Genomic DNA, 24,705 nt, shown 5'->3' on the forward strand with positions numbered 1-24,705 from the left:
TGACACAATCACTCAACTTGGAAAACTTGAACCATGACCTGTTGATGATACATTTTTGGGAAAGGTAATTCGCCATATCCATAGATTCAAAACTACCAGAACCAACAGGTAGATATAAATTCCACCCATAAACAAATTGAAGACATAATGAATACCTGCCATCCCCATCAGCAAGAATAACAACCCAAAGGAGTTTGCGGTGTAATCCTTCTGTTTAGCTGCCTCATAACGTTCTGAGAAAGGTAGTACCGGAGGATAAGAACGGAAACAAATGACCGCATAGATCAGCATTGCAAACAGCACGACTACCAAGTCTGGCACAATCCGCAGCCCAAACAACCAAAGATACACTATCGCTTCTATAGCGAACAAAGGTAATAGTAAGCGAACTATCGCTGCCTTAAGCATGCCACGATAGATGGGTGCGGTGTTCGGCAGAGGAATCAGCTTATAAATCCAAGAACCTTTATAACCCGCAGAGTACCTTAGCATTAGAACAACCGTCTGAAGTAACGTCGCACCGAAATAAATCATCAGGTATGTGTTCGAATCCTTGATAGACGATGCATTTCCATCCCAAAATATCCCAAATATAAAAATGAACGGGAAGACAATGGAATAACCGATTGCCGGATATACCTTTAACTTGAAGTCACGCTCATTCTTCATCATTGACCAGCTAAAACGAAAGAACATGCCCTCTACCGGGTTCTTACAAGTTATTTTCGACAACCAGTCCACGATTCGGGCGTTACTTTTGCCAACGTTCCCTTGCTCTGAAAGCTTCTGTAAGCTCTTTTCGAATAGAGGCATCAGCTTAATATAAGCCACAATCAGCAGAACCGGAATTAATAAAGCTAGCACTGAAAGCACCACGAAGTGTGTATCTCTCGCCCCGCCAATCAACATCTCAAATGGAGCCGCAAACCAAACCGGAGAAATCAAATACTGCCACCATGCCGGTTTAAAAGAGCTGCCCAGTTCGGCAATATCAAACAATCTAACAACGAGCTGATACCCTACTGTAATCCCTATAGTCAAAATGATCTGTACATAATTTATAATATCCTTGAGCTTCTCCCCGTCGAAAAACTTCATGATCAGTAAATAAAGCAGCGCCGTAATGACGAGGATAAAGCAGTCCATCAGAATGATCTCAACAGCATATATTAGGAAAAATAGTACTCCCTGTTTGAACAGGCACAAAATCAGCGAAGGTCCGGTCAATGTCAGCGTCACTGAAAATAAATAAATGAGAATGTGGATGCTCTTCGCCATGTTCAAGGTACGACGGTTCACTGGCTTTGAAGCCAGTATGTTTTTGTCCCGAAGATCTAGCATCACGGAAGAGAAATCAGAGATCAGCGTGGTCGTAATCATAAACATCACTACACCAAACACTAGACTCATCTGCAGCATATAGTTCCCCGTTATCATCATAAGAGGAATTAACATGACGCCAAAAAGTAAATAAATCCATTGCACACGTAGCGGCGAGCCCTCTTTCTTCTCCTCCTTCTTCTGCATTCCAGCGAGCACTGTTGGTGTTCTTCTTCCGTCCATCGTCAGTTTGACCTGCAGAATACTCCGCATCACATCATAATCAACTCCGATTCGGCTAAACCCACCTCGCAGCTTATCCAGAAGCTTCAGCACATAGAAATCAGTCATGAGAAGATACCTCTTGCATGACCGCAACAAATTCCCCAGCGATATCACGGTATTTATCAAATCCAGTTAATTGATTAAAAATATCCTCAAGCGACCCTTCGCGGCCCTTCTCTTGAAGCTCCGCAAAGCTCCCATCCGCCACGATATCTCCACCATCGATCAAAACAATCCGGCTACTGATCTTCTCAACCACATCCATGATATGTGAAGAATAGAAAATGGTCTTGCCCCGTGCCGCCAAAGATGCAAAAATCTCCTTTACCACCATTACGCTATTAGCATCCAGACCGCTCAGCGGTTCATCCAGAAATAGAATATCGGGATCATGAAGCATGCTGGAGATCAGCAGTACCTTTTGTTTCATCCCTTTGGAGAAGGTTGCGATCCGCGAATCATAAGCTTTCTCAAGACCTAGCAAGGCCATTAATTTTCCAGCTTTGTAATCCACATCACTACGCTTCATGCCATACAACTCACCTACAAAAGTTAGATACTCCCTAGCGGTGAGGCTATCATATAATTCGGCTACCTCCGGCACATAACCTATTCTTTTCTTGTAAGAAACATCTCCATCAGCAATATCCCTACCGAAAATCTCTACTTTGCCGTTATAGCCTTCTACCAGACCAAGCATAATCTTAACAGTTGTACTCTTTCCTGCCCCGTTAGGGCCGATATAGCCAATAATTTGTCCTCTGTATACCTTAAGGTCAATGCCCTTTAGCACCATTCGGTCAGTGTAGTTCATCCATAAACCAGAAATCGCAATGACTGGATCATCAGCAAGGCCCATATCCTAATCCCCTCTCTAGCGACTAATTGACGATGTTAAAAATTACTATTTTATAAAATTACAATAATTGTATCATTCAATAGAATCCCACTCCATAATTTAACTCACTAATTTTATATCTATGAATGCTAATGCCCTTTTCAGCACAAAAGGGAGAACCATTGGTTCCCCCTTAGAGTGTAGAGATCTATACCACATCAAGCAGCGATGAGAAGCTTAAGCGTGCAAAGGGATTGGGAGCGGATTTTGGTATCAATTATTTAAAGGCCCCTGAATGGGATAAGGCTGTTCTTGAGCTGACCGAAGGACGCGGGGCAGACCATATTGCGGTGGATCAGCTACATTAAATAGATCTATCAGGGCGCTGCGGGTGGGTGGAAGAATCAGCCTGGTAGGCGGTCTGTCGGGCTTCCAAGTGGAGGGCTTTGAAATCATCCCTGCAATTTTGAGAAAAGCGCGTCTTCAAGCCATCAATGTCGGAAGCCGTGACATGTTTGAGACGATGAACCTTGCGATCAAACAAAATGGTCTTCGCCCTATCATTGACGCTGTATTTCCATTTGAACATTCTGTTGAAGCATTGCAATACTTGGTTAAGGGTACATACTTCGGGAAAATCTGCATTAAGTTTTAACAGTAGAACCCCCTGCTTTTTTACAGGGGGTTCTACTGTTATATTCAGCTACCGCTTAATCATTTCAATAATAGATTATAAATGACCTGTGCCGCTTGCGCTCTTGTAGTAACTTCTTTAGGACTCAGCTTGCTATTCGCTCCGGTCACTACACCTCTTTCCACCAGCGCCCGAAGGGCTTCCTGTGCATAGCCAGCAATCTCCCCTGCATCACCAAAATCAGAAAGAGCTACAGCCTTCTTCTCGGATGGCAGTTCACCCAGCGCTACAAGTGAGCGATACAGGAGTGTAAATAGCTCCTGTCTAGTGATCTGAACCTCTGGCTGGAATTGATTATCTCCCGAACCTGTGGCTACCCCAAGGCGCTTAGCAGTCGCAATATAGTTCGTGTAATACGTATTGCCCGCATCCGCAAAATTATCAGTTGCGGTAGCGTCAGGTGTGATGCCATAAGCATTCAAGAGCAAAACTACGAATTGCCCTCTAGTTATTGCAGCATTCGGACTGTAATGCTCTGCATCCGTACCGGATGTGATACTACGTGCCGCAAGATAACCTACTGCACTGCTATACCACGAAGTCTCTGAAACATCCACAAAACTCACCTTGTTATATCCAATAATATATTGGGAGAAATGTGTGGTAACAAAATCTATGCTTCCCTTGGCAACGATATAATTCCCGCGCACATTCTCCAAGCTTCCGTTGGTATTGATATGATATACGATGACCGCATCTTTCTGTTCTCCTGCTTGCAGTGTATATGGCACACTGATATGGATAATGCCCCCACCAAAGGTGGAAAGGGTACTCTGGCCTGCTTTTACCGACAAATCATAAACCGGTCTGTCCCCGAGAACGGCCTTACCTTCTGCCGTTAACGAAACCTTAGCGATGGTTATGACAATATCCCCTGCATCCGAGGCTGCGCTGATACTTGCCAAAGATTTGGCATCGAGCATAATCGTACCTACATTCTCATAATGAATCGTAATCTCGGCCTTTGTACCAGATGCTAACTCGTTAATTATGCTTCTCGGTAGTGTAAGCTCGGCTGTTTGGGTTTCAGAAGTAGCTGCAGCTTTAATTTCAAGTACGGCTCTCTTCCCATCCGCTTCTACCTTTTTAGCAAGATTCACAAGCTCGGTAGCCGCTTCCTTCGTGATTGTTGCTGTGGTTACTCCTGTGGTTTTATCCGTTTTGGTTGCTGCTGTTGATGATAAATTCACAGTGTTACCGGTTGTTGTTGTAGTAACCAGTTGAGGGCTTGCTGTTGGTGTTGGTGTGGTCGTGCTCGGGGCAGGATTGCTGCCGCCAGGCCCACTTGTTCCTGGGGGTGAAATAGATACATAAACAGGGACAATAATATTAGTTATTGGACTTGCCTTATACCCCTCTTTCGCTGCGTATCGAACTTGATACGTACCTGGTATTAGGCCTGTAATCTCTTTATCTGGTGCATACACATAATTAGTCACACTGGACAGCTTATATTCTAAGGCAGTTGTGGTTCCCGTAATTTTCCCATCATTGTTCGCTGTAGAAGTAGGTGCTACCCCCTGCAAACCAGATGGCGCTGCTTGCTCTGCAGTGAATACTGGAACAATCACTTCTGCTGCTCTGCCTGCATTAAACCCTTCTTTGGCTGCGTATCTTACCTGATACGTCCCCGGTACCAGTCCAACGATCTCTACATCTGTTGCATAGACATAATCGGTAACTGTTGATAGCTTATACTCCAACGCTTTCGTAGTCCCTGTGATTTTACCATCATTATTGGCTGCAGTAGTCGGTGCCACACCAACTAGCCCTACAGGAGCTGCTTGCTCGCCATAGGCCGGAACTTCAACAGTAGCATCTTTACCTACGCTGTATCCTTCTTTTGCCGCAAATCTCACCTTATAAAAGCCCGGAGTAAGACCTGTGATGACTATGCCTGTTACAGGCTTATAATCAGTTTCTCCAACACCCTTATACTCCTGCCCTTCAGCTGAGCCCGTAATTTGCCCATCATCGTTAGCTTCAGAAGTAGGAGCTACGCCTAATAGACCTGTTGGAGCTGCTTGTTGATGGATATAAGCAGGCACCTCCACACTTACGTCTTCACCAACATTATAAGGAATGATCGTTGGTCCCGCTGCAGACGTTGGCCCTTGATATCCAGATGTAGCCGCATATCTTACTTTATAGACACCAGGCGCAAGCCCTGTAATCGCTGACCCTGATACTTGCGTATATGCCGTATCTCCAGCCAGCTTATATTCCAAGGCTGAACTTGTGCCCAAGATTTGCCCATCCTTACTGTCTGCTGCGGTTGGTGCTACACCTGTAAGTTCAGCGGGCACAGCTTCCAGTTTAGAGAATAACTTATCCAGAGCTGTTGTAGTGTTAATGTATCTGGCTCCGACTGGGTAATTCGCCTGCACGTAATCTGGTTGGATGTTCGTCCAGCTGTACATAAGCTCAATATGCCCTAAAATAGGTGCATTAGTGCCGTCTGCATCTTTGTTATCCTTGTTGTACGTGAACAGATATGGAACCTGAAGTCTATCTCCAATCACGGTGTCTCCAAGCTCATTCACATAAATAATCACAGATGGTTTGGCTGCTGTATTGTTCTCGGTCTTGATATTAGTCAGATAAGTACGGACCAGATCAACATACAACTTCGCATATGGGTGATTGGTTGTTCTAATCTGAAGTTCATTATTATTGTGCGGATTGGCATTGCCCTTGGTGCCGCTGTTGTTGCTTGGTTCAGCAACCGTCAGCCCAGAGTCGAGCTTCGTATCGAAGAAGTAGACCTTATCGATATTATGTTTTTTGGCATACTCGTTAATATATTTGATAACCGCTTGCGTGTTAGGGCACCATGAGCCGCCTAACAAAATCGCATAGTTGCCATCACTCGCCAAAATTTGCTTCAGCTGATGATAGGTCACATGTTCATACACGAGCGTACCGTCCGATTCGTTGAAGATCGTAGGTTTGCCCTCGTTTTCTCCTTCGTAGTTCTTGTTAAATGCCGCCTTGATATAAGCGGACTCATCGATCGTGCTGTACCCAGAAGCGGCACTAAGTACCTCTCTTACTGATGCTTTATACGCATTAACCTTCGCAGCATCAAGTGTTCCGTTCGTCAGGAACTCATTCCACGAGTAGCTTTTATCCAGATAGGATACAACAGGAGCGATATTTCCTTGTGCATCCTTATGATCCTTGTTGTATACCAATAGGAATGGAGATTCGATCCTATTAGCCGTTACGATTTCCCCGTTTTTATTGGGATAGCTGACATTGCGTTCTGGAACATCTTTGGAGGACAGATTTAAATTCTTTAAATATTTGTTTACCAGGTCAACGTATTTGTAAGCAAATTTATTAGTGCTGTCTGCAATCTGGAGCGTGTCACCGTCCAGCTTAGTATCAAAGTTATAAATCGTAGAGATGCCGTACTCTTTAGCTACCTCATTGATAAAGCCGATATCGGCCTGTGTATTCTCGCTCCAAGCGCCGCCAACTAGGACAGCATAAGTGCCTTCACTCTCAAAAAGATGAACGATATCCTCATAGGTTGCCGTTTTAAATACATGGTTAGGATCATTCAGACGGTCATAGACATGACTGAAATAATCAAAGTGGCTTACACCACTACTTGAGCCAAAAGAAGTTAGCGCCTCTGCGTTATCCGGATTAGCATAAGCTCTTCCTGCCTGAGTAGGCAGAATTAGCAGGGAGGCTGCCAGCAGCAGCGTTAGAATTTTTTTAAAGGTTAATGATCGTATCATTATGTGCACCTCGCCTTAAATAGGTTTATGTGATGTATGGGCTGAAAGGAATCCGGAATGAGCGCGCAGCCCATCAAGGACAAACCTCTTCCTCAGAGCTTGTTGCCGGTGCGGGTGCCTGAACCGTTTCCGCTGGAGCAGCTGCTGGTGCGCTGACCGTGGATGATGCAGGTGCAGAAGACGATGTCTTCGGTTGGGCAGACTCAACTACCGGAGCGGCTGTCGCTTTAACCACCTCAGTTGTGGAGAAAGTAATGGATTTCGATTTCGAAGGTGCTTCCGTTGCCGTTACTACAGGAGCCGCAGTGGCCTTAGGCTGAGCAGATACGACAGGAGCAGATGTCGGTTGAGCTGCTTTGGCAGTTACGATTGCTTTGGGAGCTGCCGTAGGCGCAGCCGTTGGAACCGGTGTAGCTGTTTGAGTTTGCGTTTTGACAGTCGCAGCTACCGTGGTTGTAGTTGTAGCTACCTTAGCGGTCGCCTTAGGCTGAGTTTCACCCACCACTGGAGCTGCTGAGGCAACAGTCTTCTCCGCAGAATCAACGATTGCATCTGGGGCAGCAGTCGCTTCTGCTGAGACAGTCTCCACTGCTGGTGCCGAAGATTCAGGCTGAACCGTTACAGCAACAGGAGCTGAGGTAGCTTCTGCTTGAACAACGACTGTGGCTGCAGAAGTAGCTACAGGTGCAGCGGCTGCAGAAACGGATACAGCTGTATTACTGCTTGCTTCAATGGATGCTGCCTCTGCTGTCTTTTTATTAGCGGATACTGCGGCATACGTCAGTGCGGAGAAGACGACAGTTGCAGCAACCAAAGATATCGTAAGCTTTTTCATAATGTGTGTACCATCCTTTTCAAATAAAATAAGACCCAACATGGCACGTTATTACGCACCTGTTGAATCTCTGGCTGTCCAGTAGATCCATGCTTCTTAACTATCATCGTTGTACCTTTAACCCCAAATTCTCCTTTCTCTAAAATAAAAAAGAGACTCAACGAGACGCCTAACTAAGCGTCTTTCGTTGAATCTCCGGCTGTCCAGTCGATTCCAATTGGCTTGTAATTAAGTTCCATATTATTCATGACGATGCGCCTTGTCAATCAATTTTTATTTTTCACATGGTTTTTATCGGTATTGATTATTTTTAACATATTATTACATTGACTTTACTATAAATTGTATATAGATTGATCTCATTAGGATTAATCACATTAAAAAACTAGGTTTAAGGGGGTATTGGTGATGAACATAGATAACAACTTGTTATCCGCCATCGAAACGAACTGGTATGGATTTGTTGCTTCCATATTTGTGTTTGCAATTTTGTTTCTACTAGCACGTAAAAGGATTGGATTTGGTACTCGGGTACTCATCGGACTTGGCATCGGACTTATCGCCGGAATATTCTTTCAATACTTCGATTTAGAGACCAAAGCCATTAGCACGTTCGGCAGTATTTATGTCAGCTTAATTCGCATGCTCGTCATTCCTTTAGTATTCGTACTCGTATTGAACAGTATTTCTTCCTTAACTAATCTGGAGTACCTACGCAAAATCGGGATCAAAACCTTCGCCTGGTTCCTCGGAACAACTGGCATCGCTTCTATTATCGGCCTATCGGTTGCGCTGCTGTTCAATCCTGGTCAAGGGATACAACAAGATGTACCTGCAGATTTCGCCGCCCGGGAAATTCCGACCTTCTCACAGGTTATTCTGGATCTTGTGCCATCTAACCCTGTGAATGAAGCAGCTACGGGTAAGGTTGTGCCTCTGCTCATTTTCGCTATCTTCCTAGCAGTAGCTATAATCAAAATTGGCTCCAAGAAACCGGAAGCCGTGAAACCTGTACGTGATCTTATTGAATCACTGACACTGATACTGCATCAGGTCGTGAAATTCATTATTCGCTTGACGCCTTACGGTGTCTTCGCACTGATTGCAGGAATCACCGCACGTTATGGTTGGGAAACGTTGCAGGAGCTGGGCAGCGTAATTATTACCTCATATGTCGCAATGATTATACATTTTGTTCTTATCTTTGGCGGGTTGGTTCTATTAGTAGCGAAGGTGAATCCAATCCGTTTCTTCCGCAAAATCTATCCAACCATTACCGTTGCCTTCACGACTAGAAGCAGCTACGCAACACTTCCTGTCAATCTTGAAGTGATTACGAAGCGCCTTCATGTCTCCCCGCGGATCGCGAGCTTTATTGCACCTTTAGGAGCATCGGTCAACTTTAATGCGTGCGGTGGTATTTGGCCGGCGATTGTGACTGTGTTTACCGCCCAGGTATTCGGTATTGATCTGAACTGGACTGACTACATTACGCTGGTCTTAGTAAGTATTATCTCTTCTATTGGTGTAGCTGGCGTACCTGGACCAGCCGTAATCTCCACTACGGTAGTCTTAACTGCTCTTGGCCTGCCGCTTGAAGGAATTGCTATCGTTGCAGGTGTAGAAGCGCTCATTGATATGGGTCGTACTGCTGTAAATGCAACAGGAACAGCTGTAACCGCGTTGTTGGTCGCGAATTCAGAAGGTGAATTTGACCGCGAAGCGTTTAATAGCAATGATGACGAAGATGATATTCTCGTGGGTACAGTTTAAAAGCTGAACACGCAAGCAAAAACGCCTTCGGCATCTGCTTATAGCAGAAAGCCGGAGGTTTTTTTGTAAATTCATATTAGATTCAGCTATTACACCATGCTAATTCTTTGCCGTTGTTTAGCTGAAGCAAGGCAGGTTTCAACCAGCCGCATACTTAGCACCGGATCCTCCGGTGCAATGAGTCTCTTACCTGTGAACACAGCGGCTGCAAAATCATCCACCTGCCGAATGTATGGATTAGCCCCTGTGGCATCGACCCGTCTCACCTCATCACCAGTGTACACAAAGAATTCCGCATCCTCGTCTCTAGCGTTGAAAGGCATAGGCACTTCAATTCGTCCCTCAGTCCCAAGAATCTCCAAGAGCTGGCGGTTATATGCCCACATTCCGCAATCAAAGATCAAGCTTAAACCATTTGGAAACTCTACCAGCCCTGAAGCCATCATATCTACATTATCATGTTCAGGGGAGAACTTCGCATGCACGGTCACAGCTTCCGGCTCCGTCCCAAACAACAGCCGTGCCGCGCTTAACGGATAACAGCCAACATCATAAAGCGAGCCGCCACCCCAAGCTGATTTAAAACGAATATTTGAAGTGTCTGTAGCATCATTGTAAGTAAATGTACCTCGAATCGAGCGTAATTCTCCGATTTCACCGCTAGCGATAATGTCCTGGAGTTCAGCAATCCGTGGATGATGCCGATACATGTACGCTTCTGCTAAGTGAACGCCTGCATCGTTGCATGCTTTCACCATCTCTGCAGCCTCTGCACTGTTCAGTGCGATCGGTTTCTCACACAACACATGCTTACCTGCTTCTGCCGCACGGATCACCCATTCTCGATGGAGATGGTTAGGGAGTGGAACATACACCGCATCGATTTCTTTATCCGCAAGTAACTCTTCGTAACTGCCATATGCTTTCTCTATTCCGAACTCTGCGGCTACAGCGCTGCTTTTTTCCAAGCCACGACTCGCTACCGCTGTAATTACTCCCGAATCTGAATTCATGATAGCTGGCATCACTGAACCAGTCGCAATCTGCGCACAGCCTATGATTCCCCACCGAAGTTTTTGTACCATAATGGCTACACCTCTTCCCTTGGATTAGTTACTATACTTTAAGACACCTTATCATATAATGAAACTCATCACTAATAGAAAAGTACAGGCACAACACAAAAAGCAGCATCCATAGGAGCTTCAACTCCGATAGATACTGCTTATTAATTCAAATGAAAAAATTACATTATCATATTTAACAGCACAGCCGCACCAAGCACAGCAATACGCGCCGCGTTCATCAACACGAAATTTTTGACGGCAAGAATAAAGGTACTCGCCTTCTCCTGCTTCTGTTTGAACAAATCGATATTTCGGTGCAATGGGATCAGTGTAAGCAGAATCGCCAAGACAAGAATTGGGTTAATCCCCAAGATCAGCAGCACTACAAGATCCAGATAAGAGACGTAGTAGAGATATTTAAACAGCACAAGCGCATTACGTCGGCCAATGTAGACTGGAAGCGTGTATCTGCGGTTCTCCACATCTTCATCAATATCACAAATATTATTAGCGAGCATAATCCCTGCAATCCCCAGAATGGCAGGAACAGAGAACCAGAACAGGTACAGCACTTCCACAATATTGATATTCAAGCTGACCCAACCGTTCTGAAGCAACAGCGATACCACATGCTCGTCCGTATGAATATAGGCAGAAATAAAAATAATGACAAAGCCCATAAACAAACCCGAGAACAACTCACCTAACGGCATCCGCGAAATCGGGATCGGCCCGAACGAATAAAGGATACCTATCAAGAACGACAGCCCACCCAGCAAGAAGACCAGCAAACCCGTCTGCAAAACAAGCGCAATCCCGCCCCCTGCAGCCAGAGCCAGCAAAATAACAATCGTCGCCACGACGGTGCTCTCTTTTAGCTTAAAATGTACAATCGCATTATGCGTCTCATAGCCATAGCCGTGGGTTTTGGAAGCTTTTTTGAAATCGTAATAGTTGTTAATCGCCGTCGTTGCCATATCAAAGCTAAGCAGGGAAACGAACATCAAACCAAAACGCAACACATAAAAATCTTCAAACCGATACAGGGCATACAGCGTTCCCATCAGAAAGGGGATCATACTGGCTACTTTTGTCGGCAGCTCCACAAATCTTAGAAAGCTTTTAATATTCACACCATACACCCTTATTTATCAATTGAGCCTGCAAGGTATTACTGTTCAGTCGTTGTAATCTTCACTGGAGACCATTCTGCAATAACCGTTTGTCCATGCACAGACACGCTGCCTTCAGGACTCAGATCCTTCTCTGTCATAATTCCAAGCGCCACTGTAAAGTTGTTGAATTTGACCGGAATATTTTCCTCACGACGCACTTCTTTGCCATTCAAATAGAATACAGCCTCATCGTTGCCACGGTGGTACGTTATGCGGTAGGTATTAAATTCACGTGGTTTGAAATCCGTATCTTCTTTAAAAATGCAGAAATATTTCGTCCCTTTACTCTCTGGTACTTGTACCCCCGGGAACGGCAAAATACCATATACACTAGCATATTTATCATTTCCTGCAAAAAAGTCTAATGCAGCACCTGTCGTAAAATCAAGCAAGTTCAGGGATACATAACCGTCATACAAATCTCCTGGTGCTGTTCCCTGTGTACGGCAACGAATTTGCAGCTCGAAGCTGATCTCTCCAGCCTCAGGAATTTCCACTGGCTCCGCGGAGTAATACATATGCTTAGCATTGTCTAGAATTTGTACTTGATGGTTCTCACGAGACAATTTCGCACGCACATACAGCGTATCATTACGAACGATAACTACCGCTTCCGGTTCACGATAAGCCCAAAAGGATCCATCAGGCAGTGTAAATCCACCTGTCTTCCAGACCTTTCCTTCTTCTAAAATGGAGTGAAAATCTCCGAGCACTATTTGGTTGCCTTTAGCGCTTTGTTCCTTCATCAATTCCTTGTCCTTCTTTTCCATGAAAACTCACTCCTTCTGTATGGTAATTATTAGTACAAGCAAAAACGCCTTCGGCGTCCCTAATGGACGGTAAGCGTTTATGCGAGAAATATAAGGATAATGTATAGCGTGAAACCTATAAATTCTTATATTTTCAGAATAACCCTTGAATTAGTAAGGTTGCTGCCATCACTACTCCGCAACGAACGGAGGCTTTTTGTGAAGCACCCATGAGCGGGATATAGGCTGGTGAAGCATTATGCGGCTTCAGTCCACGATAAATACGAATCGGCCAGAAGGCTGTAACCAAGGCCAATAGTGCATAAACTGGAAGTACGCCCATCAGCACACAGATTACCACAGAAGCATAACCAGTGAAGAGAAGCACACGCGAGAAGACAAGTGCCTTCTGTTCTCCCCACACTACAACAAGCGTAAGTTTTCCAGCCTGCTCGTCCGCTTTCCAATGTAAGAAATGATGATTAAACAACAGCAATGTAGTCAAGAATCCAACCGGCAACGAAAGAATGACAGGCTTCATGCTAAAATGACCAGTTTGTACGAAAAAGGAACCTAACACAGGCATAATCCCAAAAGCTATAAAAATAGCTATCTCACTGTAACCTTTGCCGCGATAGCCATACCGCAGGGGTGGGGCTACATAGAAATAAGCGATTAAAGCACCTACAAGTACAAACCAGAGGATATTCCAGCCGCTATATATACTTAGGATTCCACCACAGATGAGGGCAATCGCCAACATACTCCAGGTCATTTTTGCATAAAAAGACTCCGAGAGGATTCCACCTGTCAGTAGCCCGGAGTTTGTGCTGATTTCACCAGCGGAATTCTTCGCCTTTGTATCTGTTCCGTTGCGATAATCCCATAAATCATTCACCATATTGGAAAACAGATGCGCCGAAATCGCTCCTATTAAGGTTAGAATAAATAAGACCGGATGGAATGACCTTTCCCATACATATGCCCCAACTGTACCTAAAACAATCGGGATAAGCATAACTGAAAAACTCCAAAACCGGGTCGCCTTCGTAAATAATGTCCATTTGCTCACTTCAAGCTTACCGCCTTTTCATTATGACTTGATAATAATTATCACTGACTATTATACATCAATTTTCAACAGATTGTGAAGATTATCACTGCATATAATGTCTAATCTTGACATAATACCTCGGTTTTTTTAGCTAAAAGGTTTCTTCAATGAAGCTGAAAATGTAAATAACCTCTTATTGGACATAGGGCCACCCTTTTACAACAAAAAATGAGCGCTGTTTTATAGGCAAGCACATACCGATATGATATGATAGGCAAGCCTATGAACAGCGCTCCTTGAGTGCTGTTTTTAAGAGCGTAAAACTATATATAATAATGGAGGCTTTTACTGTCATGTCAGCGCAATCCCCTAACACCCAATCTGTCAAAATCGTCACCGCAGACCCTAGCGCCATCGGGCTATTCGGACTGGCTATTGTCACATTGGTTGCTTCTTCACAGAAGCTTGAGTTTACAACAGGACTTAGCTACGTCATTCCTTGGGCTATCTTCCTCGGAGCATTTGCTCAACTATTTGCCGCAATTCAAGATGCTAAGCACAACAACACCTTTGGTATGACCGCCTTTGGCGCCTACGCTTTCTTTTGGTTCGGCATGGCTAGCAGCTGGCTGATCAAGCTCGGCGTATTCGGCCCAACGCTTGCAGAGGCTGTAGATCCTAAGCAGCTCGGATTTGTATTTCTGGGTTACTTGATCTTTACAATCTTTATGACCATTGGCGCGGTTGAGGCTAATAGAGTTTTGCTTATCATTTTTGTATTGATAGATTTCCTTTTTATTGGACTAACCTTCGATTCCTTTGGTATCGCTCCAGAATTCTTTCATAAGCTTGCTGCTTGTGCCGAACTTGGAATTGGTATCGTATCCTTATACGGATGTGGCGCTTCTGTGCTAAACGCTCATTTCGGACGCACTTTCTTACCGATCGGAGCTCCGCTAGGTATTTTCAAGAAATAGTAATTCACCTTTTTTGAATCCTAACTTTTGCAAGCCGAAAGGATGCCTGAGACCATGCATGTCCTATCCTCTTCTGAATTAGCCGTAACCGCTATATTTGCGCTTATTCTCGCAGTTATTGCCTATTGGATCATTCGGAATATCCCAAAGATGTCTGGAGATATTGCGGCTTTTCGCAAAAGAACACTGGTCTGGACCCAGGTTTCGCTTGTACTAACGGTACTTCAGCTGAACTTCAAAGCAGGCGACTGGCGATTTTCTATCGTTCTTGGACTCATCGTATTATTTACCGGAAGCATTTGGCTTTCCGCCCGTTACCATGACATCCGCAGCACCTTAGATCCAGAATCCAAAGATTCTGAAGTACATTAGTAGAAGCTAGGTAACAAAATAAAGGTGATGAAGCTCCCGTAAGGGGGCTTTTTTTTGTGAATTCGGAAGGTCCCTTCGCATACTTCTCCCCTCCATAACCATACTAATGACATTCCAAGCTAAAACGCCTTCGGCGTCCTCTTAAGGACGTTTAAGCGTTTATGCGAGAATTATAAGGATAACGTATACCGTGAAACTTATACTTTCTTATAATTCAATATAAGTAACGGGAGGACTATGCAGGTGAGTAAAAAAATAAATCTTCTGATGTTCAGCGGAGAATACGACAAAGCCATGGCGGGATTGATCCTAGCGAATGCCGCGAGAGATATTGATGTAGAGGTTACGATGTTTTTCTCTTTCTGGGGTTTGTTTCTGGTGCGTGATCCGGAGAAGATGACGCTAGAGGATAAAAGTATTTATGAGAAGCTGATGGATGTCATTACGCCAAAGGGCCCTGGGCAGCTGCCACTCTCCCATTTGAATTTCAGCGGGCTGGGCCGGATGATGCTAGAGGAGATGATGGAGGAGCAAGGCGCGCCGAAGCTGATTCATTTTCTTAAAGGAGCTCGTAAAAAAAACATCAAGTTCTATGCATGTAAGCTCTCCGTCGAAATCATGGGCTTTAAAACAGAAGAACTGCTGCCAGAGGTCGAGATTATCGATGCTGCGGCGTATTTAAGAGATGCTTTGGAGAGTGATGTTCAGCTGTTCATTTAGCGGTTAAAATTAATTAATATAAGAAAACATAAAGCGACATGGGGAATTTCTCATGCCGCTTCGGATTTCAATTGAAAGGATATAAATTATACCGTGATGATTGTCTTGCCCATTGGAATCTTGAAGCTCTTCTCCATTACTTTGATATGAATCAGCTCTTGTGCATCCACGATTAATTGCGTCTTCAAATGGTTCACTTCCACGGTAATCGTCGCTTGACGGTAACGCATCGTGAAGGTGTATCCCTTCCATTGCTTCGGCAATGACGGGTTCAATGCCAAATGATCATCCTTGATCCTTACACCCGAGAAGCCATAGACGATCGACATCCATGTACCACCCATGTTCGCCATATGCAATCCGTCTTTCGTGTTGCCATGAGTGTTATCCAAATCCATTCGTGCCGTTTCAATGAAATAATCGTACGCCTTGTCCGAGTAACCTAACTTCGAAGCCATGATGCTATAGATCGCGCAGGATAAGGACGAATCATGAGTTGTCAGCTTCTCGTAATAATCGTAGGAGTTCCGCAAGACATCGGTTGAAATGCCATCCTCGAGCAAGAAATGCGCCAGCACCGTATCGGCCTGCTTCAACACCTGATGACGATAGATGTGTAGCGGGTGATAGTGAAGCAGCAGTGGGTGTTTTTCTTCCGATGTGTTCTCGAAATCCCACACCTTCTTCGCTAAGAAAGAATCATCTTGTGCATGAATGTTCAACTTCTCATCGAAAGGCAGATACATCTTCGCAGCCGCTTCTTCAAATGCTGTAATCTCATCTGTTGTTAAGCCAATGCGACTACACAAAGCTTCCCATGCTCCAGGATGAGTTTCTGCCAGCTGTTTATACCACGATGCAGCCCACTCTAGATTATATTTTGCAAGTACATTCGTGTAATAGTTATTGTTTACGATGGCCGTATACTCATCCGGACCTGTTACATCATCAATCTTGAATAGACCTTCATGATAATGACCTAGCTCCATCCAAGTTCTTGCAGTTTCAAATACGACTTCCGCACCGAATTCCGCAATGAAATCTTTATCGCCTGTCGCGAGATAATATTGAATATACGTATAAGCAATATCACCATTAATATGATACTGTGCCGTACCAGCTGGGAAGTACCCCGAGCACTCTTCCCCTGTAATGGTACGCCATGCGTAAGCGGCCCCCTTCTTGTGGCCTAGCTCTAGCGCACGCTTCTTCGCTTCGCCTAGAATCGTATAACGGTAACGAAGCAACTGCTTCGCCAGCTCTGGCTGACAGAGGATGAAGAACGGCAGGATATAGATTTCGGTATCCCAGAAATAATGTCCCTCGTAGCCCTCACCGCTTAAGCCTTTGGCTGCGATGTTACTGTATTTATCTTTGCCCACAGATTGCAGCAACTGATATACATTATATCGAAGACCTTGCTCAAGTACCTCATCACCTTGGATCTCGATATTTGCAATTTCCCAAAAATGTTGTAAATATACTTCTTGTGCCATGTAAGCCGCTTGAATCCCTTGCGTTAATACCAAAGCCATCAACTCACGTCCGTGAGCAGCTGGATCTTCGTGTCGACGTGTATCTGTAAATACGTTGAATTTTGTGAATTGAACAATATCCTTACCGGCTGGGAACGCATACCGCACCATTACACTTTTCTCACCCTTGATCAGTTCACCGTTCACCGCAGGCGTTGTCTGATGAACTGTTGTTGCCGCCACTTGTAGCTTCGATGTATTTGTCTCAAGCACGATTTGTAAGGAGGTCTCGTCGAACACCTCGATATTCTTCATATCCAATAGCTTGGCATGACCCGATGCAACACGAGGGTCCTTCGCATTCGTATAGTTACTCACATCGCCATTCACGCCAGAGGTAATCGTCACTTCATCCTGACAATTGATACGAGTTACCTCAATATCTATCGTGAACAATTCGAGTGTTGTCAATGACGCCATGCGTGTGAATGAAATTTCGACCTCTTTACCTTGTGGTGATATCCAGTGCACGAGCCGTACGTACTTACCTTCGCGCATATCGAGATAACGCCGCCCAGATACGACCGTTCCTGTGAAAAGACTGAACTTCTCCTCCCCGATATGAATGGTCACATCCTGTACATCCATCACATTCACAAGTTTCTGTTGTGTATCGGGAAAGCCATACGCGCTCTCCCCATATAGCATCGGTGTAATATCATAAAATGCATTTATATATGTTCCACGAACCGTTGGCTCGTCACCTTCGTAACCTTCTTCAAAATTACCTCGAACACCTACATAACCATTAGCCACATTAAAAATACTCTCACTAACGCCGAGGTCTTGCATATCCCTATGATTCTCAATAATCCAGCCCGACTTCATATGAAGGCCCCCTCATCCAATTTTATTTCACAGCACCTGCCATAACGCCTTTAATAATGTATTTCTGTGCGAACAGATAAAAGATAATAACCGGAATAATCGATACGACAAGTCCTGCCATTGCAAGGTTCCACTGAATTGTAAATTCTCCAAAGAAGAAGAAGGTTGACAATGGAATGGTACGAAGCGCTGGGCTTGTTAAGGTCAAGGATGGAAGTAAATAGTCATTCCAAATCCACAATAGATTCAAGATTCCTACAGTCATCGTAATTGGCGTAAGCATTGGGAATACAACCTTCCAGAATGTCTGCCACGTATTACAGCCCTCTATCATCGCCGCTTCTTCAAGAGCAATCGGTACCCCTTTAATAAAACCATGATAAAGGAAGACCGACATACTTAGCCCAAATCCGATATACATGAAAATTAGGCCATAATGTGTATTAATCATAGAGAAATTAAGTGATGGGATATCCCATTTGTTTAAATATTGCATTAGCGGAATCATCACCGATTGAAACGGGATGAGCATCGTACCTACGAATAAGAGGAGAATGCCATTGGACAATTTATTCTTCATGCGAACAAGCATCCAAGATGTCATCGCTGAGAAGATAATAATAAGCCCAATACTAATGACACTCACTAAGAGCGAGTTTTTAAATGCTGACAAAAAGTTCATTTTGTCCATTGCCGCAGCATAGTACTCGAAGGAAAAGGATTTCGGCAGGCCGAACGTATCGGTGAATATCTCGGCACGTCCTTTGAACGAATTCACAAACATAATATACATAGGCAACAGCATAAGAAGTCCACTAACCCAAGCTATAACTTCAAGCAATATTGAAGTTGATTTATTGCGACGTTTCATTATTGTTCAACCTCCCTTTTCTTCGAGATAACGACCTGTGTAACCGTCACAACTAAGATGACGAGGAAGAAAATAATCGCCTTGGATTGCGCGAGCGCATATTGATTCATACTAAACGCGGTTTTAAAGATATTCATTGCAACAAGCTCGGTTGTACCGTAAGGACCACCGTTCGTTAGTGAGATATTGGTATCATATTGTTTGAATGCGTTCGACAGCGTCAAGAACAAGCTGATCGTGAAGGCTGGCATAATGAGTGGGAACATAATTTTGCGGAATCGCATCCATCCGCCTGCGCCATCCATATCAGCTGCCTCCAGCACCTCATCCGAAACACCTTGAATAGCTGCGATGTAGATGATCATGACGTAGCCGGCCATTTGCCATGTTCCTACGAAGACCAGCGCCCAGAAGGAAGCCGTCGGATCATCCAACCAATTGAAGAAGATCGAGCTATTCCCCATTACTTCTCCAACCTGTACGAAGAATTTCGTGAATACGAACTTCCAGATGAAACCTAGGATCAGACCACCGATCAAGTTCGGCAGGAAGTATATTGAGCGTAAAAGATTACGCGACTTAATTTTGGAAGTCACCAGCATCGCGAGTGAAAGTCCGATAACGTTAACGAGAATAATCATGCATACGGCATATTTAAATGTCAGGCCGAAGGATGTAAGAAAATCTGAATCTTGAAACACCCGTACATAATTATCGAAGCCTACAAAGTTAGAACCTGCAAATTTAAACCCATCCCAATCTGTAAAAGAGTACACAATCCCCATAACGAATGGAATGATGACTACATTTATAAAGATGAATAATGATGGAACAATAAAAGCTGCCGCTATTAAATTTCTCTTTACACTTTTCTTCAATGGTTTCACCTCTTATCCATTTCTACAAAACAGGAAGAGGCCGCTTAACGAATATTCGAGAAGCAGCCTCCATAGCCATACGATTATTTTTTAACCGCAGTCATCCAAACATTCTGAAGTGCTTCTAACAAGCCCTCGCCCGTTAATTTTCCTGCATAGTATTTTTCCACTTGGTTCGCAAACTCTTGATCTGCTCCCGCTGGGAATTGATCGAATACCCATTTCACTGTCTTGCCTTCACTTGCATAACGGTTCACTTCTTGGGATAACGGATCCATTTTGCTAGTATCAAAACCGGAGTACACAGGGATAAAGTTAAACTCATCCGTTACATAGTGCTGACCCGCTGGATCTGTTAGCAACCAATCCAAGAACGCCTTCGCACCCGCTTGTTGATCTTCCGATGCATGCTTGTTCACGCGGAAGAAGTTACTGTTACCTACCGCAATACCTTGATTACCTTCGAACGGTACTGGCAAGAAACCATATTCAAATTTCACATCATAATCGTTCAAGAGACCTTGTGCCCAGTTTCCTTGGTGAATCATCGCATATTGGCCTGCCGCGAAGCCTGCAACTTGTTCATCATACGTATCTTTACTCAAGTTCGTATGGTCTTTGATCTTGTCCAGATCAGCAACGTACTCTTTCAATTCAGGAATATCTTGAAGCTTCAATTCGCCAGCATTAATCTTAGCAATCGTACCCGATGTATCTTTCATTAATGCAAATGGCCAGTTAAATGGATGCATGAAACGGAAGTAAGACTCTTGTGCATACGCTATTGCCTTCTTCACGCCTTTCACTTGCTCCAACTTGGTACTTGCTGCAACAAGGTCATCCCATGTCTTAATATCGTCCGCATTCACGCCTGCTTCCTTGAACATATCCTTATTGTAGATAAGTCCGAAGCCTTCAAGCGCAACTGGCAAGCCATATAATTTACCATCACTACGCGCTGCTGTATCTTGTCCTTCAACAATTTTGCTAGCCGCTTTCATATCATCCAAGGGTGCCATATATGGAAGGTATTTTTGAAACTCTGAGCCAGATGCTGTTGTGAAAATGGTTGGTGCTTTTTCTGGTGCGGAGCTGAATTGTGTCTGGAGCACCGTCATCAGGTTGTCACCTGCTGCTCCTAATGCTTGTACTTCATATTTATCTTGAGTTTTATTGAATTCTTTCACTGCATCCTCTAGTGCACTTTGGATTTCTACTTTATTCTGAATGATTGTAATAACCGCTTTTTTACCAGTTCCTTTAGACGTTGTGTCTGCGCTATTTGCCTTGTTTGCCCCATCATCACTTTTTGCTCCACAAGCGACTAACGTGGATAACATAGCTACAGATAATAATGCTGCCCCTACTTTTTTCTTCATCTGCAATACCCCTCTTCTGAAGATTTCATAATTTTTATTGATATTTCTAAAATTGAAAGCCTTTACAAAACTGATATTACACGATAATATAACACTTAATTATAAATTCTTAACATTAGTTTCGATTTATAAATACGGATTATATTGTAAAATCCTCCCTTAAACAGGTAGCCTAAAGGAGATTATCCATGCTAGACATTACTGCCGTCCTCGAACGCAATATGGCGAAGAATCGCTATCAGAACTATATGCACCCTTCCTATGAGCACGAAAAGAAGCTCGTCTATGCAATCCAACGCACTGATCGTGAAGGTGCCGTTAAAATATTGAATGAAATCAACCTGCTGGAACGAGCCAACCTGTCACCAAAGCCTTTGCAGTCGTTGAAATATTCTCTAGTCGCTAGCTGCACCATTTTTACGCGTGCGATCATTGAGGCGGGAGTCGATTCCGAGTCCGCGTTCATTCTCAGTGACCATTACATCAACTTAATTGATGAGAGCGACTCGATCGTGAAGACCGTTGAGATTGAATACCTCATGCTAAATAGCTTTATTAGTGTCATCTCAACCCATCGTTCGTATTCGTATGGACCTATCATTAATAAGACGATCGCCTATATTAAAAAGCACATTGAAGAGAAGCCTACGCTAGAGCGAGTTGCGGAAATCGTGCAGTTGCATCCGAATTACCTCGCAACGCTATTCAAACAAGAAACAGGGAGCACTGTCCTCAACTTCATCCATAAAGAAAGAATTGATGCGATCAAGAACTTCCTGATCCATACAAATATGGCGCTTCAGGATATTAGTGATATCTTCGGCTTCGCTTCCTCTGCCTACTTCTCTACCTACTGCAAGACGCATCTAGGCATGACCGCAAGGGAGTATCGAAAAGATCACATGAAATGACAAGCAAAAACGCCTTCGGCGTCCTTAAGGACGGAAAGCGTTTTTGCGAGAAATATAAGGATAAAGTATAGCGTGAAACTTATACTTCCGTATATTTTTTAAAAAAGGCGAATTCTCTTTCATAGCTGAATGGAATCTCGCCTATTGGTCCCCTAATGATTACTTTGCATAACTATCTCTTCGGTGGTTGCGGTGTAATCAGGAAGTTAACCGGCAAATTACTACCAGACGCTGCAGTGAACAATATCTCAACAGAGCCCCCTTCATCACCTGTACGATAAACCACACTATTCAAGTTTGCATTTGTAATACTGCCGGTACTTGGCATTTGAACAATTTGACCATTCACCATAACAGGTCCCATATAATTACCACCACGCGGGTTAAAGGTAATTAATGAATTTGGAGCAACATGTTCAAATTTGATTTTGTATAGTACTCCGAAGTTGCCTGCATTGGATGCCTTAGTTCCTGACATAGGGTCGGTGCCCATCAAATTCAAATCACTTGAATTATCACCGATGAGAAGTCTCGCAGGTGTTCTTCCTACTTCATCCGTAACAGTCATGATACGTGTAGAATCAGCATAAGTCCCTCGGTTATGCACGCCATCACGATCCAGTATTGGAAGCGTAGGAAGTGTGGTTAACGGATCTTTATTCGTATCAATCATCATAACATTGTATTCAATAGGATAATCACTATATAAGTCCGCTTGGAGTGACACGATTTCGCCCGGTTTTATTGCAATATTATTCAGATCAGACAGGATAGAGACGCTTTCACCAGGTTGCAGGACCGTTGTCTTGTAATCTTTTTTCGTTTGCATGGATTCCCAATAACGTTGCACTGAGAGTTTACCCGTAGCTTCCGGAAAGGGGTGTGGGCCTCCAACGCCTAAATATTCTGTTGTGATCGTCGTAGGGGATAGATTGTTGTTCTTAGCTATCACATATACCTTCATTTTAGTATTCATATTATTCTTGTGGTGAATCAAAAAGCGGGTTCCACCGAACGATGTTTCACGATAAGTAATCCCTTCCATATTTACGGTTTCTGGACTGTTAGCGCGAATAAGATTATAAGGCTCAGAAGTGAGCGTATAAGCTACCTTCTGCCAGTTTGGAACATTAGATCCGTCAATATCAAATACACCACCCGGAGAAGCGAACAATCTATAGAAATCTTCCTTACTGTACAAGACTTCACCCGTAATATTAATGACTTTTTCAAAAGTGCTGATTGCGCCATGTGAATCTTCTACTTGAATAGAAACTGTTGCAGGACCAGGCGTGAAGAAAGCTTCCGCTTTATTCGTCCAGGTCGTTGTTTTAAGTGTATCTCCGTCTGGGTCGGTGCTCATATCCGTATAAGTGATCATCTCACCCATTTTGTAGGAATTCTTATCGGTCGTAAAATTTGCAACCGGCGGTGTATTCGGTTTTAGAATCGTGATCGTCGTGGAGTAAGGATCACTCCATTGTCCATTAGCATCCCTAACAGAGTAGGATACTACATATTGCCCAGGTGTATCATAGATATCCTGCTTCCCTTCCCACTTCTCTTCAACTATGGCTGAACCAATCGGTGAAGAGCTAGAAGTCAGGAAATTCACTGGATCACCAGCATAAATTATAGCCGGTACTGTAAAAGAAGCTTTAGGCTTCAAATTTAGCGAAAGAATGACTCGTTTTTGCACATTATCCACGGTATACGGAATGCCCAGCGCCCCAGTAATGGACGTCAATGGAATCATAAAGGTTCCTTTGAATTGATAAGCTGGACCTTTCATTGTCACATTCTTACCATTTACGGAATAAATCTTACTGTCTGTCTTGAACCGCATAACGTCGCTGCCTTTAGTAATAATAGTCTCTTTCGTCTTATAATCGTAAATGTATTTCACACCTACACGTTCAACCATAGCTCTAATCGAAACGTAGGAAACGCCATTCTTCACTGCCATTGGCTGATTAGCCAAATATTCAATGCCATTCTGATACATTTTGTTACTATTCATCATAAGTACAAGCTGATTGCTAGCCCCTGCATTAACTATATCAGTTGTAATCGGTGGTGTGGTGGTCGCAGGTATAAGTGTAAGACTTGGACTCGGTGTGGGGGATGGTAACGTTGTTAAAGTAGAATCGGTTGTTACCCCTGTAATTGGCGTTACTGTCGCTGTTGGTGTTGCTGTTGGCGTTGGTGTTGCTGTTGGTGTTGCTGTTGGTGTTGCTGTTGGTGTTGCCCCTTCTGCTACCGGACGTGTCAATGATGGCAATGGATCAGTAGCTTCTGGAATTACTTCCGTAACAGATGTAGTAGCCACTCTTACTCCACTGGTGTTACTGGAGGTAACATTTCCAGCTTCAGCAAAAACGGGCACTGCCGCAGCAGTCTGAGATACGGCCAATAGTACAACTAATGTTAGTTTTTTTAAATGCATGATTTGACTCCTCTGCTCCATTTGTAAATATAAGTGGCCCCTATCTTTATTTTCCTCTTATATTTCTTGTAAAAACGCTTTCACCCCTAACGAGACAATGGTTTTACTTCATGGTACATTCATTATTTCAAATCGTATTATTTGACGCAGTAGATCTCAAAAAGTTTCATTATAAGTAAATAAAAAACAATGTTGTATATTAATTACACCATTCACCTCCTATCTCCCTTATTTGTTATTCATATAAAC

Annotated in this window: 20 protein-coding genes; 7 read left to right on the forward strand and 13 right to left on the reverse strand. The window is 43.7% G+C overall.

Annotated features, from left to right (window positions below):
• Positions 1–12 precede the first annotated feature (12 nt).
• A complete protein-coding gene (locus L1028_RS02425; protein WP_234530870.1) occupies positions 13–1,671 on the reverse strand; it encodes a hypothetical protein in 1,659 nt (552 codons plus the stop codon).
• Complete coding sequence (locus tag L1028_RS02430; protein ID WP_234530873.1) at positions 1,664–2,464, reverse strand: ABC transporter ATP-binding protein; 801 nt, start codon at positions 2,462–2,464, stop codon at positions 1,664–1,666. Before L1028_RS02430 ends, L1028_RS02425 begins: the two co-directional genes overlap by 8 nt.
• A 233-nt stretch (positions 2,465–2,697) precedes the next feature.
• Between L1028_RS02430 and L1028_RS02435 the strand changes: the two genes are divergently transcribed.
• Both L1028_RS02435 and L1028_RS02440 read left to right on the forward strand, forming a co-directional pair.
• Positions 2,698–2,811 carry a hypothetical protein gene (locus L1028_RS02435; protein WP_234530875.1) on the forward strand — a complete coding sequence of 38 codons (114 nt, stop codon included), beginning with the start codon at positions 2,698–2,700 and terminating at the stop codon, positions 2,809–2,811.
• A gap of 23 nt (positions 2,812–2,834) precedes the next feature.
• On the forward strand, positions 2,835–3,098 hold the full coding sequence (locus L1028_RS02440) for an MDR/zinc-dependent alcohol dehydrogenase-like family protein (protein ID WP_234530877.1): 264 nt from the start codon (positions 2,835–2,837) through the stop codon (positions 3,096–3,098).
• Between the two features lie 59 nt (positions 3,099–3,157).
• Here L1028_RS02440 and L1028_RS02445 read toward each other — a convergent pair whose 3' ends face one another.
• Both L1028_RS02445 and L1028_RS02450 read right to left on the reverse strand, forming a co-directional pair.
• Positions 3,158–6,886, reverse strand: a complete 3,729-nt coding sequence (locus L1028_RS02445) for an S-layer homology domain-containing protein (RefSeq protein WP_234530887.1) — start codon at positions 6,884–6,886, stop codon at positions 3,158–3,160.
• Positions 6,887–6,959: 73 nt separating this feature from the next.
• Positions 6,960–7,721: a hypothetical protein gene (locus L1028_RS02450; RefSeq protein WP_234530888.1), complete on the reverse strand. Its 762-nt coding sequence runs from the start codon at positions 7,719–7,721 to the stop codon at positions 6,960–6,962.
• 408 nt (positions 7,722–8,129) lie between these two features.
• Between L1028_RS02450 and L1028_RS02455 the strand changes: the two genes are divergently transcribed.
• A complete protein-coding gene (locus L1028_RS02455; RefSeq protein ID WP_234530890.1) occupies positions 8,130–9,494 on the forward strand; it encodes a dicarboxylate/amino acid:cation symporter in 1,365 nt (454 codons plus the stop codon).
• A gap of 89 nt (positions 9,495–9,583) precedes the next feature.
• Here L1028_RS02455 and L1028_RS02460 read toward each other — a convergent pair whose 3' ends face one another.
• The 4 genes from L1028_RS02460 to L1028_RS02475 all read right to left on the reverse strand — a co-directional run bounded on the left by L1028_RS02460 (position 9,584) and on the right by L1028_RS02475 (position 13,557).
• The gene (locus tag L1028_RS02460; protein ID WP_042192615.1) at positions 9,584–10,579 is read right to left on the reverse strand and encodes a Gfo/Idh/MocA family protein; all 996 of its coding nucleotides are present in this window, start codon (positions 10,577–10,579) and stop codon (positions 9,584–9,586) included.
• A 161-nt stretch (positions 10,580–10,740) separates the two neighbouring features.
• Positions 10,741–11,694 (reverse strand): 1,4-dihydroxy-2-naphthoate polyprenyltransferase, encoded by a 954-nt coding sequence (gene menA / locus L1028_RS02465; RefSeq protein ID WP_234530892.1) that lies wholly within the window; start codon positions 11,692–11,694, stop codon positions 10,741–10,743.
• Between the two features lie 38 nt (positions 11,695–11,732).
• Positions 11,733–12,506 carry a DUF6081 family protein gene (locus tag L1028_RS02470; protein ID WP_234530904.1) on the reverse strand — a complete coding sequence of 258 codons (774 nt, stop codon included), beginning with the start codon at positions 12,504–12,506 and terminating at the stop codon, positions 11,733–11,735.
• Positions 12,507–12,639: 133 nt separating this feature from the next.
• On the reverse strand, positions 12,640–13,557 hold the full coding sequence (locus tag L1028_RS02475; protein ID WP_234530906.1) for a prenyltransferase: 918 nt from the start codon (positions 13,555–13,557) through the stop codon (positions 12,640–12,642).
• Between the two features lie 335 nt (positions 13,558–13,892).
• Between L1028_RS02475 and L1028_RS02480 the strand changes: the two genes are divergently transcribed.
• From L1028_RS02480 to L1028_RS02490, 3 genes are all read left to right on the forward strand, one after another.
• On the forward strand, positions 13,893–14,516 hold the full coding sequence (locus tag L1028_RS02480; protein WP_042192624.1) for an acetate uptake transporter: 624 nt from the start codon (positions 13,893–13,895) through the stop codon (positions 14,514–14,516).
• Between the two features lie 54 nt (positions 14,517–14,570).
• Positions 14,571–14,888 carry a hypothetical protein gene (locus tag L1028_RS02485; protein ID WP_042192626.1) on the forward strand — a complete coding sequence of 106 codons (318 nt, stop codon included), beginning with the start codon at positions 14,571–14,573 and terminating at the stop codon, positions 14,886–14,888.
• A 243-nt stretch (positions 14,889–15,131) separates the two neighbouring features.
• Positions 15,132–15,608 (forward strand): DsrE/DsrF/DrsH-like family protein, encoded by a 477-nt coding sequence (locus L1028_RS02490; protein ID WP_042192628.1) that lies wholly within the window; start codon positions 15,132–15,134, stop codon positions 15,606–15,608.
• Positions 15,609–15,694: 86 nt separating this feature from the next.
• On the opposite strand, the gene L1028_RS02495 is transcribed toward L1028_RS02490, so the two are convergent.
• From L1028_RS02495 to L1028_RS02510, 4 genes are all read right to left on the reverse strand, one after another.
• Entirely contained in the window at positions 15,695–17,971 is a 2,277-nt protein-coding gene (locus L1028_RS02495) for a glycoside hydrolase family 65 protein (protein ID WP_234530908.1), read from the reverse strand.
• A gap of 22 nt (positions 17,972–17,993) precedes the next feature.
• Positions 17,994–18,842 carry a carbohydrate ABC transporter permease gene (locus L1028_RS02500; RefSeq protein WP_076284877.1) on the reverse strand — a complete coding sequence of 283 codons (849 nt, stop codon included), beginning with the start codon at positions 18,840–18,842 and terminating at the stop codon, positions 17,994–17,996.
• Positions 18,842–19,720 (reverse strand): carbohydrate ABC transporter permease, encoded by an 879-nt coding sequence (locus L1028_RS02505; protein WP_231573358.1) that lies wholly within the window; start codon positions 19,718–19,720, stop codon positions 18,842–18,844. The genes L1028_RS02500 and L1028_RS02505 overlap by 1 nt, the downstream gene beginning before the upstream one ends.
• Before the next feature lie 83 nt (positions 19,721–19,803).
• Entirely contained in the window at positions 19,804–21,099 is a 1,296-nt protein-coding gene (locus L1028_RS02510; RefSeq protein WP_234530910.1) for an ABC transporter substrate-binding protein, read from the reverse strand.
• Positions 21,100–21,287: 188 nt separating this feature from the next.
• On the opposite strand from L1028_RS02510, the gene L1028_RS02515 reads away from it, so the two are divergent.
• Positions 21,288–22,010, forward strand: coding sequence for a helix-turn-helix transcriptional regulator (locus tag L1028_RS02515; RefSeq protein WP_234530912.1), 723 nt, complete (start codon positions 21,288–21,290; stop codon positions 22,008–22,010).
• A gap of 172 nt (positions 22,011–22,182) precedes the next feature.
• Here the strand turns inward: L1028_RS02515 and L1028_RS02520 are convergent, their stop codons facing one another.
• Positions 22,183–24,456, reverse strand: a complete 2,274-nt coding sequence (locus L1028_RS02520; protein WP_234530922.1) for a copper amine oxidase N-terminal domain-containing protein — start codon at positions 24,454–24,456, stop codon at positions 22,183–22,185.
• Positions 24,457–24,705: the final 249 nt, after the last annotated feature.

This window comes from Paenibacillus pseudetheri (assembly GCF_924513355.1).
Taxonomy (GTDB): domain Bacteria; phylum Bacillota; class Bacilli; order Paenibacillales; family Paenibacillaceae; genus Paenibacillus_AQ; species Paenibacillus_AQ pseudetheri.

Excerpts from the sequence above, each read along its gene's own strand:
- L1028_RS02425 (WP_234530870.1), bottom strand. The coding sequence starts at position 1,671 with ATGACTGATTTCTATGTGCTGAAGCTTCTGGATAAGCTGCGAGGTGGG.
- L1028_RS02430 (WP_234530873.1), bottom strand. The coding sequence starts at position 2,464 with ATGGGCCTTGCTGATGATCCAGTCATTGCGATTTCTGGTTTATGGATG.
- L1028_RS02445 (WP_234530887.1), bottom strand. The coding sequence starts at position 6,886 with ATGATACGATCATTAACCTTTAAAAAAATTCTAACGCTGCTGCTGGCA.
- L1028_RS02450 (WP_234530888.1), bottom strand. The coding sequence starts at position 7,721 with ATGAAAAAGCTTACGATATCTTTGGTTGCTGCAACTGTCGTCTTCTCC.
- L1028_RS02455 (WP_234530890.1), top strand. The coding sequence starts at position 8,130 with ATGAACATAGATAACAACTTGTTATCCGCCATCGAAACGAACTGGTAT.
- L1028_RS02460 (WP_042192615.1), bottom strand. The coding sequence starts at position 10,579 with ATGGTACAAAAACTTCGGTGGGGAATCATAGGCTGTGCGCAGATTGCG.
- L1028_RS02470 (WP_234530904.1), bottom strand. The coding sequence starts at position 12,506 with ATGGAAAAGAAGGACAAGGAATTGATGAAGGAACAAAGCGCTAAAGGC.
- L1028_RS02480 (WP_042192624.1), top strand. The coding sequence starts at position 13,893 with ATGTCAGCGCAATCCCCTAACACCCAATCTGTCAAAATCGTCACCGCA.
- L1028_RS02485 (WP_042192626.1), top strand. The coding sequence starts at position 14,571 with ATGCATGTCCTATCCTCTTCTGAATTAGCCGTAACCGCTATATTTGCG.
- L1028_RS02495 (WP_234530908.1), bottom strand. The coding sequence starts at position 17,971 with ATGAAGTCGGGCTGGATTATTGAGAATCATAGGGATATGCAAGACCTC.
- L1028_RS02500 (WP_076284877.1), bottom strand. The coding sequence starts at position 18,842 with ATGAAACGTCGCAATAAATCAACTTCAATATTGCTTGAAGTTATAGCT.
- L1028_RS02510 (WP_234530910.1), bottom strand. The coding sequence starts at position 21,099 with ATGAAGAAAAAAGTAGGGGCAGCATTATTATCTGTAGCTATGTTATCC.
- L1028_RS02515 (WP_234530912.1), top strand. The coding sequence starts at position 21,288 with ATGCTAGACATTACTGCCGTCCTCGAACGCAATATGGCGAAGAATCGC.
- L1028_RS02520 (WP_234530922.1), bottom strand. The coding sequence starts at position 24,456 with ATGCATTTAAAAAAACTAACATTAGTTGTACTATTGGCCGTATCTCAG.